Here is a 12,100-nt window from a genome sequence, read left to right on the forward strand (position 1 = left end):
GATGACGCCACAGAAGTTCTTGCCCCTCCCTCATGTCGCTGCAATTCGGTTGATGTCACGAGCTCATCGGTGCGCGGATGAACTCACCGAGCTTCGGTTTTCCGGCCCGGTACCGGTTGCAGATTAGCGGAACATCCTTGCGCGCGTTCGCGGTTCCGCGTCATGCCCATGAAACCCCTTGCCGGACATCACAAACGCGAGCAGCTCGATTGCATGTCGTTGCAGGACAGGGCCTACCGATGACGTCACCATGACTTCCCCTGCACGACAGACGAATCCGCCAACCGCATCGAGACCCCAATGCACTACGGACCGGATCCCGCTCCGCCGGATGAACTCTCGCAGCCCAACGCGCGCAGCCTCTCACGCCTCCGCCTCAGTACTGCAACGGCGCTGTGGGCAGCCATCATCGGACCACACGGTCCAAGTTCGGATCAGAAGCCTTCGCCTCGCCCATTAGGCGAGACGCATCGGCGGGCATGCCGGAAACCGAACCGGTAGCGCCGCCAATGCACGGTGGAACTGCCCCGGCCTCCATTCCAGTTGCTGCACAGGTGCTTGCGGACGGATATCCGGCAGGGCGTCGAGCAGTAGATCGATGCCCTGCGAGGCGATCGTCAGGGCGAGGGGCTGAGCCGGGCAGGCGTGCGGACCGGCCCCCCACGCCAGGTGTGACCGGTTGCCTCTGCGGTCACCGCCCACGTCGGGATCGTTATTGCACGCGGCCAAACTGATGACCACCGGTTGATCAGCCGGCAGCCACACCTCGCCGACGAGTTGCGGCTGTCTGGGATAGCTTACGCACCAGTTCGCCAGCGGCGGGTCCTCGAACAGCACGGCATCGATAGCGTCTCGGGTAGCCATGGCGCCGCTGAGGACCTCACTGCCGTATTGCTCGTCGGTCATCAACAGCAGCAACGCGTTGAGGATAAGATTGCAGGCCGGCTCCGTGCCCATCGAGAACAGCAGCGCCGCCTGATTCACCATCTCCATGAGATCGAGCCCGTCCGGATGCCTCAGCAGCTCCGAGGTCAGATCGTCGCCCGGCTCGGCCTGCTTCTGCTGGACAACTCCGATCAGAGCCTCGACGAAACGCTGCTGCCCCTCCTCGGCACCTACTCCCTCCAGCATCGCGGCCATCCCCTGGTAAGCCGCGGCCGCCGCGTTTTCGGGAAAACCCATCAGTTCACTCAGGACCCGGAAGGTCAGCGGAAACACGTAGTCCATCCGCAGGTCGGCGGTACCGCGTCCGCAGAAGCTGTTGATCAGTGCCTCGGCGGCTCGCGCGACCGCGTCGTGCACCTTGTGCAGGTCGACGGTTTCCAACGCTGCGATGATGGTGCGCCGGTACCGCTCGTGTTCCGCACCCGCGGTTCGCAGCGCATTCTGGCGATAGCCCAGCATCGGCAGCAGCGGACAGCCCGATGAAGCGTTCTTCTCCCATCGGCGGGAATCGGCGGGGAAACGGAGCTCGTCGTTGAGGATTTGCACGGCCACCTCGTAGCCGATCACGAGCGTCGCCGGCACACCCGAAGAAAGCTCGATCGGTACCAACGGGCCGTGACGTCGCATGTCTTCGTAGACACGGTGCGGATCGGCCGCGAACGAGGGGGCATCCAGCCGAACATATGAGTCCGCGGATACCGGGGACCCGTACGCGATCGGGGATTTGCCCCGCAAACCCGGATTTGTATTGCTCAACGTGTGACCCTCGTGCGCGGTGCCACGTTGTGTCCCTTTCTGCCTGCTGGGGGAGGGCCTGGCATTCGTTGTGTGGGCACGTCCGGGGACCATACCGGAAATTGTTGCAGTCCAACGTCTTTAGCGAAACCAGCACGGAACTTGTTGCTCATATATAGCTGTCGGCGAGCTCGTGCGCATCCTCCCGCGAACCGAAGAATCGAGTTCCAGCGACGACATTCGGTTGTCTGCCAGGGGCGATTCGCATTGCGATCATGAACCTGCCGACCACACGATCGGACGATCATCGGTTGGTTACTCCCCGCTGACAGACCAGGCGACCATGTGGCTACAACTGGAGCACGTCGAGAAGAGATGCCCGGGGGATACGTGTGATCGTCGACAGGCAGCCCCACAGCAGCGGCGCTTGCTTATCGGATTCGGGGAGGTTCCATTGCCGGACCAAGTCCTCCGGCGGCCTCACCAGTTGCTCCGCAAGGAGGACTTCCTCCCATGGGGTTGTACTATCGCATCCGTAGCCGGAAGCTGTGGATGGAGTTTCCAGCGTTCTGCAACTCGCTGCGGGCCCGCTGGCCAGGTGAGCAGTTATACCGCGGTACCTCGCCCTCGACGGCACCGACCACCAAGGCCGCAGCGGGCAGGACGACGCGATCGGCAGCTACATCCGCTGGTGCAACCAGCACGTTGGCCCCGATCCGCGACTTCGCCGTCGGCTCGATGATCCGGCACCCGATTACCTACTGAAGGTTGCCTGACGAGGCATTAGGAATTCCGCACCAGCAGAATATCGCCCTGCGCCGGTCACGCGCTGGTCAGGTGTTGTAACCACCAGCATCGAAGGAGGCCCGCCCTTCACGGCGGAGCCACACGGGACAAATGGGGAAATTCGGTGAGCGTCAGTTGGGACAGAGCCGAGTTCAGGGAGCGCCGTCAGTGATATGGCCCGAGAACTGTTGCCGTACTCGGGAGATCTACTGATCAGCGATGTCCACTGGGAAGGCGATGGAGTGGCCGTAGCAGCTTCCATTGCTCGATCACCCTGTCAGGCGACACTTTGGCTGCCACATGCTCTCTGCGCACGCGGGGGTGATCCGTACTTGGTCAGATAGTGTTGCGACTGAAAGCGATATGCGAGTGCGGGGACGTGTGTCCGCGGAAGTCGATCGGGCTCAGGCGGATTCGCACCTGCGGGGCAGGTTGCCCCGCCTGCGTCGTGGGCGGCAGCATCGGTCGGTGCATCTCGCTGGTCCGTCGCCGTACCGGCATGCCTGGCATCGCCCTTCGCCGAAAATGAGCCAGAGCCATTGTCGTTCCGACACTCCACACGCGCGGCGCCGGAACTCATTGCCGGTCTAAGCAAGTCAACGATTCTGCTGTTTGCCGTCTTCTGTGATCCAGGCTGCGATCTGTGCGCGCGAGGTAAATCCGAGTTTGGTGAGGATGTGCTCGACGTGGCCATCGGCGGTGCGTGGCGAGATCACCAGTTTGGCGGCGATCTGCTTGTTGGTGAGCCCCTGGGCGATGAGGTCGGCGACCTGTCGCTCACGCTTGGTCAGAGCCACATACGGACCCGACGTGAGTGTCTTGTCAGTGGGTCGCTCGCCGAGTGCGAAGGCTACGGCTTCGTCCGTACTCATCACTCGGCCGTGTCGGACGGCCGCATCGAATGCGCGTGTGCCGAGGGCGGATCGTGCCAGCCGGACACATTCGTCATGATGCTGCGGCATCGGCAAGACGCTTGACGGGGTATCGATGGACCGGTTCAACTCCTGTGCGGCTCCCATCAGAGTGGCCGCGCGTTCGGCGTCACCGTCGGCGCCGACAATCCAGGCCAGCGCTTCGAGACTCAACGCGGCGACGATTGGGTTGCGCACCCGCCGGGTGACTTGCAGCGCCTGCCTGAGCAGCTGCATAGCCCGCGACTCCTCGCCTTGCTGCCAGACAGCAATGCCTGTAACCCACAATGCCACCGACCGGAACAGTGATTCGCCACACGCTTCGGTGATGGAAAGCACTTGTCGCACATACTCGATGGCCCGTTTTTTATCACCGACCTGTTCGTGCAGGGCACCGAGCGTGGACACGGCAGCGAGGTAAAGGTATCCCCGTCGATTCGAGCTGAATACCTCCACGGCGCGTTCGAGGGGGGAGAACCCGCGAGCGGGCTCGCCGTTATAGAGTGCCAGAACGCCCTCGGCGTAGCCGATCAGCGCCTGGGTCATCGGGGTTGGATCCTGTTCGGCGAGCACCCGTCCCTCTTCCAGGAGGTCGGCTGCCGTCGGCGTATCGCCATCCAGTGACGCCAGGACACAGCCGACTTGGAGCGCTTTGACCCGGTCGGGTATGGATTGCCGGGCAGGGTGGTTCAGGACCAGGTCGATCCAGTGTCGGCCTTCGTCGTACAGACCCCGGAACAACCAGAACAGGAACAGTGCTGCGGCGATTCGTAGTCCAGCTTCGGCCGCGTCCTCGGTGTCCTCGGCCAGGCAGTATTCGAGCGCGTCGCGCAGGTTCGGTTGTTCGCGCTCGAGCCGGACGGTCCAGTAGGGCTGGCGGTCGCTGATCCATTCGGCCTCCGCGCCCAGCACCAACTGCTGGTACCAGTCGCGGTGCCGGCGCCGCATCGGTTGATCCTCACCGGACTCCCACAGCTTCTGCCGACCGTAATCGCGGACCGTCTCCAGCATCCGGAACCGCACTACGTCATTGGACTCGTTCCGGATCAGGATCGACTTGTCCACCAGGGCCGACAGCACATCGAGCGCATCCTCCGGAGCCAGATCGGCGCCGCACACCTGCTCGGCGGCGTCGAGTTCGAAGCCACCGGCGAATACCGACAGTCGGGCCCACAGCCGCTGCTCGGCCGGGGTGCACAATTCGTAACTCCAGTCGATACACCATCGCAGGGTCTGCTGCCGCATGGGCGCGGTGCGGCTGCCGCGCGTCAGCAGCCCATATCGATCGTCGAGGCGCTGCAAGATCTGCTCCGGCGACATCATGCGCGTCCGCGCCGCTGCCAGCTCGATCGCCAGCGGTAAACCATCCAACCTCGCACAAATCCGGCTGACGGCGGCCTTGTTGTCTTCGTCGACCTCGAAGCCTGGCACCGCCGCCGCGGCTCGATCGGCGAACAACGTCACTGCGTCATACCGGGGCAGTCCCCGCAGTGACGGCGTCCGGTCTGGGTCCGGCGCCGTCAGCGGCGACACCTGCAACACCGCCTCCCCGGCGATATCCAGCGGTTCGCGGCTGGTGGCCAGGATCCGCAGGTCCGGAGAAGCCCGCAACCAGGTCTCGACCAGCTCCGCCACCGCCGCGACCAACTGCTCGCAGTTGTCCAATACCAGCAACGACTCCCGCGTGGACAAAAACTCGACGACCACCTCCGGCAGCGGCCGTGCTGGATCGTCGCGCAAACCGAAGGTGGCCGCCACCACGTTGGCCAGCAGCGCCGGGTCGGAGACGTCGGCCAGCTCGACCAGCCACACCCCATCGGCGAACTCCCGGCGCGCGGCCGCCGCTGCCCTCAGCGCCAACCGGGTCTTGCCGACCCCGCCGGTCCCGCTCAGCGTAACCAGCCGGGCCGCCGACAGCAGATTGTTGACCTCCGCCAGCTCGGTGCGGCGGTCGATGAAGCTGGTCAACTCAAGCGGCAACGTGCCGGCACTCCGGGACGTCGCCGACGCCGATGGGCCCCACCCCCGTGTGGCGGGGCGGCGCTCATGGGCCGGTTCGATGTGTAACGCCATCTCCTCGACCGCGTACCCGTGGTGGTGCTGGGCCTGTTGGATCGCCTCACCCAGGGCCGCCGCCGATGGCCGTGCCCCCGGGGCGCGGCTCATCGCCGCCGCGATCACCGCTGACACGTCCTCGGCGATGCCGTGCTCGCGCAGATCTGGCACCGGTTGGGTGGTGATCCGCAGGAATTGGGTCACCACGTTCTCCCCGCTGCGTCGTTCGAACGCCGCATGCCCGGTCAACGCGCAGAACAAGGTGGCACCGAGTCCGTAGACATCTGCGGCCGCGGTCGGAGCCCCGCCCTCGAGTACCTCCGGGGCCGTGAACGCCGGCGACCCGGTCACCGTGCCCGTATCTGTCTCGAACCCTCCGGCGATGCGTGCGATACCGAAGTCCGTCAGCGCGGGCTCGCCATAATCGGTCAACAGAACGTTTCCCGGTTTCACGTCCCGATGCACGATGCCGAGCCGATGCGCGCTCTCCAGCGCCCCGGCGATCTTTACTCCGATCCACAACACCGTCTCCGCCGATAGCGGACCCTGTCCGCGGATCCGCGCATCCAGCGAGCCCAACGGGTGAAAAGGCATCACCAGATAAGGCCGTCCACTCGCCGTGGCACCCGCCTGCAGCATCGTGACAATGTTCGGATGGCCCGTCAGCCGCCCCATCGCGCGCTGCTCCCGGAAGAACCGCTCCAGATTCTCCGTGTCCAGTTCGGCGGTCAAGATCTTCACCGCCACCGTCCGGTCCAGCTCCGCCTGTGTGCAGCGATACACCACATCGAAACCGCCCCGACCGATCTCCTCCGCATCCTCGAACCCAGCCGCCGCCAACTGCTCCGTGACCGGGTCGAACACGTCACGGACTGTCCGGAACGAATCATCCTTGCTCATCGGCTGTGTACCATCCGCCAGCGTGTCCCCGGCACTGGAGGGGCGCTCGCGTCAACTCTTCGCTAATTGACAGCGTATCCGAGCGAACAGCCGCGACCGAGCTCCCGTCGCAGCTGATCTTGCGGAGTGGGCCGGTGACAATTTCGCCCGAGTAAGCCGCGTGGACACGCGCCATCGGCCGCGGCGAGCTGCCGGCGAATACCTGGGTGACGTTGCTGCTGGACACGCTCAGCGGGGCGGTGATGGTGCACGCGCAGGCTGTTCCGCTAGTAGGTCATACCATGTCGTCCATTTGGGCGGACCGCCTATCGGTCCGCCTTTGCCGCCGGCGGTGCCAAAGCCGCCAGTCGCCCACGGAAGGCGTCGAGCAGGAAGTCCACGACTTCGCGGATGTAATCGGAAGAGGTCTCGGCGGACTTCTCGAGCAGGTAGTCCGGTGCCGCCTGTAGATGCATGGTGGTTGCGCCCAGCAGGAGGTCCAGTAGCAGGGTCACCGATGTGCCTGCGGGCAACTGACCGCAGTCGATGGCACGCCGGACCAGCGCACGTGCTGCCGAAACCTGCGAGTCCCGGGCCGCCTTCCAATGCTGCTCGATGGCGGGGACCTGATGGGCCTCGACGGCCAGCCGCGTCGCCGCGCGGCCGGTGGGGCCGAGGTGGGAGTCGCGGACCTGCTCGGCGAGGCGCAGCAGATCCGTACGCACGTCACCGGTGTCGATGTCCTCGATGCGGCCGAGTTGCCCGAGCGCCTCGGTTAGCAGGGCCTCACCGCTGGGCCAGCGAAGGTAGACCGAGGCCTTGCCGGCGCCGGCCTGCTTGGCGACCGTCTCGACCCGGAACCCACCCCACCCGTCGCGGCCGTAGACTTCGAGCGCGGCGTCGAGGATGCGGCGATCCACGTCCGGGTCGCGTGGCCGGCCGGATCTATTGGTCGTCATCGCCACCCACTCGTCGCACTGCATAGTCCTATCGCCGCTGCCGGGGTCGTCACCGCCGCGCACCTCCGATAATACGAAACGGTCAAGTTCGGCATCCCGGACGGTTGCCGACTATTGCCGAACTATCCCGTTCAGTATAGCCTGGGCCGGTAATATCTGAACGGCTTAGTTCGTGAACTGTTGTGACCGGGTTCATGCGGCCGGAAATCTTCTGATCACGCAAGGAGCGTGCCCAACGATGAGCACCGAGATCACCCCCGACCGTCTGCGGAGCCTGTTCCGTCCACGCACGGTGGCGCTGGTCGGGGCGTCGGACAAGTCGATGTTCTCCACCATCGCCTACCGGAATCTGGTCGACTTCGGCTTTGCCGATCGCACCTTCCTGGTGAACCGTCGCGGTGTCACCGTGCACGGCAGCCCGTCGGTACCGACCTGCTCCGACATCGGCGAGCCTGTGGATGTCGCGTTTCTGCAGGTACCGCAGGCGGGCACGCTGGAGGCGCTCAGCGACGCGGCCGCGGCCGGCATCCGGAACGCGGTCGTGCTGTCGTCGGGGTACGGCGAGGCCGGCGCGGAGGGTAAACGCGCGGAGCGAGACCTGGTCGAGCATGCCCGGTCGCTGGACATGCTGGTGCTGGGCCCGAACCATCTGGGGTTCGCCAATTTCGTCGATCAGGTGCCGGTCACCGCCGTGCCGGGGCTGCCACGCACAGCCGGATCGGTTGCGCTGTTGTCGCAGTCCGGTGCCAGTTCGTCGGCGATGGTGGATTTCGCGACGATGGCTGGCGCGGACCTGTCCTACATGGTCACTCTGGGCAACGAGGCCATGATCACCGCCGGGCACGTGCTGGACTTCCTGGTCGACGACGAGGCAACCCGCGCCATCGCGATCTTTATGGAGACCATCCGTGAGCCACGGGTGTTCGCCGCGGCCGCGCGGCGGGCCGCGGCGGCGGGTAAGGCGATCGTCGTGCTGAAGGCGGGTAGTAGCGCATTGTCGGCGCGCACGGCCGCGGCACACACCGGCGCTCTCGTCGGCGACGACCGGACCGTGGACATGGTGTTCAACGAATTGGGTGTGATCCGGGTCGATTCGATCGAGGACATGATGATCACCGCCGGCGCGGCCGCGGGGCTGGGCAGGTTGGATACTCCGGGTATCGGGTGGGTGTCGATCTCCGGCGGTGCCTGCGATATCGTCGCCGACCGCGCCGAGGACCTCGGTGCGCAGCTGCCCGAGTTCGCGCCGGAAACCCAGCAGCGGCTGCGCGAAGTCATGCCGGGCTACGGGACGGTGCAGAACCCGCTGGACATCACCGGCGCCGCCGTCATCGACCCGACGTTGTTCACCAAAGCGATCGAGGCGGTCGCCGCCGATCCGGCCGTTGGTGTGGTCGCCGTGATCTCCGGAGCCCCGTGGGAATCCACCGATGGGCTCAACGGTAGTCAGCCCCTGCTCAATGCCATCGGCGCCGCGTCGGCTTCGACGCCGTTCACCGTAGTCAGCCAGGTGATCCAACCGATCACCAGGTACACGAAAGAGGTTCTGGCCGAGGCGAAGATCGGTCACCTCATTCCCGGTCTGCGGCAGTCGGTGGTAGCACTGCGTAATCTCGCCTGGTGGTCGGACACCATCGGCACCGTCACCGGACAACCGCCCGCAGTCCGGACGATCACGGTGGATGTCGACGCGCCGCGACAGGGCGCCTGGTCGGAATCGACCGCACGGAATGTGTTGTCCCAGGCCGGGATTCCCGTGATTCCGAGCGAGCTGGCGACCAGCGCGGAGCAAGCGGTCGCGGCGGCAACCGGGCTCGGCGGGCCGGTGGCGTTGAAGATCGCGTCACCGGACATCCTGCACAAGAGCGATATCGGTGGTGTCGCGCTGGGCGTGCTCGGAGACGATGCGGTGGCCGACGCCTACCGGCGGGTCACGGCCGCGGCCGTGGTGCACGCCCCGGACGCCCGCGTCGAAGGCGCGCTGGTGTCGCCGATGCGCAGCGGTGGGGTGGAGTTGCTCGTCGGTGTCGTGCGTGACCCCCAGTGGGGGCCGGTGCTCGCGGTCGCCATCGGCGGCATCTTCGTCGAGGTGCTCGGCGACTCCGCGCTGGCCACGCTGCCGGTCACGCCCGACCGGGCCCGCGAACTGCTGGACCGGTTGCGCGGCAAGGCGCTGCTGCAGGGCGTGCGCGGCACCGCCGCCGCCGACCTGGACGCAGTCGCCGCAGTGATCGCTCGGATCGGTGATCTCGCGCTGGCCCTCGGCGACGACCTGGAATCGCTGGAAATCAACCCGTTGCGCGTGGACGGCTCGACCGTCGAAGCCCTCGACGCCGTCATCACCTGGGCACCCGCCGAGGGCGCCACGGAAGGGAAGTGAACTTTCATGAGCCTGCTGGAGGATCTGGATCCGAACACCCCGGTGCTGGTCGGCGTCGGTCAGGTCGCCGAAAGCGTCGACGACCCGGATTATCGTGGCCTGTCCCCCGTTCAGCTGGCCGCCGCGGCCGCCCGCGCGGCGCTGGCCGACGCCGGCGCCGATCCGGCCACGGTCGCCGCCCGCATCGACACTGTCGCCGGTGTGCGGCAGTTCGAAATCTCCACCCCGGGCGCCCCGGCGCCGCTGGGAAAGTCCGACAACTACCCGCGCTCGGTCGCCGACCGGATCGGCGCCGATCCCACCCGCGCGATCCTCGAGGTCAGTGGCGGGCAGTCCCCGCAGCATCTGGTCACCGAGCTCGCCCGCAACATTGCCGCTGGAAACTCCGACGCTGCACTGGTTTTCGGTTCCGAAGCCATCTCCACCGCCCGACACCTGGCCGCCTCCGAGACACGTCCGGACTTCACCGAAACCCGCGGCGGGCAGCTCGACGACCGCGGGTACGGACTGTCCGGGCTGGTCAGCCGGTACGCGGCCGAGCACGGGCTCACCGACGCGCCGAGCCAGTACGCGTTGTTCGAGAACGCCCGCCGCGCCCGGTCCGGCCTGTCCCGAGGGCGGTACAGCCAGAACATGGGCGAGTTGTTCGCACCGTTCACCCAGGTCGCGGCGAAAAACCCCTATTCGGCCGCACCTCTGGAGCGCAGCGCCGACGAACTGGTCACCGTCACCGACCGCAATCGCATGATCGCCGACCCGTATCCGCGGTTCCTGGTCGCCCGCGACCAGGTCAACCAGGGTGCAGCGGTGCTGCTGACCTCGATCTCGGTCGCCCGGGAACTCGGCGTGCCGCAGGACAGGTGGGTGTTCCTGCACGGACATGCCGACCTGTGGGAGAAGAACCTGCTCGAACGACCCGACCTCGCCGCCGCACCGGCGCTGGCCCGCGCCGCACAGCACGCACTCGACGTCGCCGGCCTCAGCGCCGGCGAACTGGCGACGATCGATCTGTACAGCTGCTTCCCGGTCGCGGTGTCGGTGGTCGCCGACGGACTGGGCCTGCGCACCGACGATCCACGCGGGCTCACCGTGACCGGTGGCCTGCCGTTTTTCGGCGGCGCAGGCAACAACTACTCGATGCACGCGATCGCCGAAACCGTTGCCCGCCTGCGTGCGACACCCGGCAGCTACGGCTTCGTGGGCGCCAACGGCGGCACGCTGAGCAAATACTCCGCCGCCGTCTACTCCACCGTCCCTGCACCCTGGCGCGCCGACGACAGCCACCGGTTGCAGGCCGAACTCGATGCTGTGCCCTCGGTGCCGGTGGCCGTGCGGGCCGACGGGCCGGCCACCATCGAGACCTACACCGTGAAGTACGGCCGCAAGGGGCAGACCGGCATCGTCGTGGGCAGACTTGGCGACGGTCGCCGTTTCCTGGCCACCGTCGCGGAGAACGACACGGAACTACTGGAAGATCTCGCCACCGGTGATCCGGTCGGCCGACAGGTGTATGTCCGATCCTTCGGTCAAGGCAACCGGGTCACCGGCAACCGGGAGCGGATGGATGAACTGTTTCCGGGGCGCGTCCCCGCGCTGCGGGAAAGCTACGAATTCGTGCAGGTCCATCGCCGCGGCCACCTACTCGAGGTCACCATCAACCGCCCGGAGGCCCGCAACTCGCTCACCCCGCAGGCCAATGAAGAACTCGACGAGATCTTCGACGGCTATTTCGCCGACGCGGACCTGTGGGTCGCGATCCTCACCGGTGCCGGCGACAAATCCTTCTGCGCCGGAAACGATCTCCGCTATTCGGCCAGCGGTAAATCGATGTGGGTGCCCAAGAACGGCTTCGCCGGACTCACCAGCCGCCGGAACATGACCAAACCCGTCATCGCGGCGGTCAACGGATTCGCCATGGGCGGCGGCTGCGAAATCGCACTCGCGTGCCACCTTGTGGTCGCCGACGAGACCGCTCAATTCGCCCTCAGCGAGGTCCAGGTCGGACTCGTCGCCGGCGCAGGCGGCCTGGTTCGGTTGCCGCGTGCCGTCCCGCCGAAACTGGCCACCGAGATGATCCTCACCGGCAAGAAGATTCCCGCCACCGAGGCACACCGGCTCGGACTGGTCAACCACGTCGTACCGGCTGGAACAGCACTCGACGGCGCCCGCGCGCTGGCCGCCGAAATCCTGACCGGCTCACCGACATCCGTACGATCCTCGCTGCAGATCATGAACGAGACCGCCGCGATCACGGATGTCGTCGACGCCGTCGATCATCCGTCCCAGGCGCTCGACGATCTGATGGTCAGCGAGGACATGCTCGAGGGCCTGCTCGCCTTCGGCGCCAAACGCGCTCCGCAATGGAAGAACCGGTAGCCGCAGCACCGGAATCTTCTCCGGGTCCAGCACACTTTTGTCGCTCACAACCTCGGATTCGAATAGCGTCGAAT

Annotated in this window: 5 protein-coding genes; 2 read left to right on the forward strand and 3 right to left on the reverse strand. The window is 66.2% G+C overall.

Annotated elements, in window-relative coordinates; translation table 11 throughout:
* Nucleotides 1-456: 456 nt before the first annotated feature.
* The 3 genes from AB0L58_RS20150 to AB0L58_RS20160 all read right to left on the reverse strand — a co-directional run bounded on the left by AB0L58_RS20150 (nt 457) and on the right by AB0L58_RS20160 (nt 7,270).
* On the reverse strand, nt 457-1,527 hold the full coding sequence (locus tag AB0L58_RS20150) for a cytochrome P450 (RefSeq protein WP_364388726.1): 1,071 nt from the start codon (nt 1,525-1,527) through the stop codon (nt 457-459).
* Between the two features lie 1,535 nt (nt 1,528-3,062).
* Nucleotides 3,063-6,332: a protein kinase gene (locus AB0L58_RS20155; protein WP_364388728.1), complete on the reverse strand. Its 3,270-nt coding sequence runs from the start codon at nt 6,330-6,332 to the stop codon at nt 3,063-3,065.
* A gap of 305 nt (nt 6,333-6,637) precedes the next feature.
* Nucleotides 6,638-7,270 carry a TetR/AcrR family transcriptional regulator gene (locus AB0L58_RS20160; RefSeq protein ID WP_364388730.1) on the reverse strand — a complete coding sequence of 211 codons (633 nt, stop codon included), beginning with the start codon at nt 7,268-7,270 and terminating at the stop codon, nt 6,638-6,640.
* A gap of 238 nt (nt 7,271-7,508) precedes the next feature.
* On the opposite strand from AB0L58_RS20160, the gene AB0L58_RS20165 reads away from it, so the two are divergent.
* Both AB0L58_RS20165 and AB0L58_RS20170 read left to right on the forward strand, forming a co-directional pair.
* A complete protein-coding gene (locus AB0L58_RS20165; RefSeq protein ID WP_364388732.1) occupies nt 7,509-9,650 on the forward strand; it encodes an acetate--CoA ligase family protein in 2,142 nt (713 codons plus the stop codon).
* Between the two features lie 6 nt (nt 9,651-9,656).
* Nucleotides 9,657-12,026, forward strand: a complete 2,370-nt coding sequence (locus tag AB0L58_RS20170; RefSeq protein ID WP_364388734.1) for an acetyl-CoA acetyltransferase — start codon at nt 9,657-9,659, stop codon at nt 12,024-12,026.
* The last annotated feature ends 74 nt before the right edge of the window (nt 12,027-12,100 follow it).

Origin of the sequence: Nocardia sp. NPDC052112 (assembly GCF_040680135.1) — a bacterium.
GTDB lineage: Bacteria > Actinomycetota > Actinomycetes > Mycobacteriales > Mycobacteriaceae > Nocardia.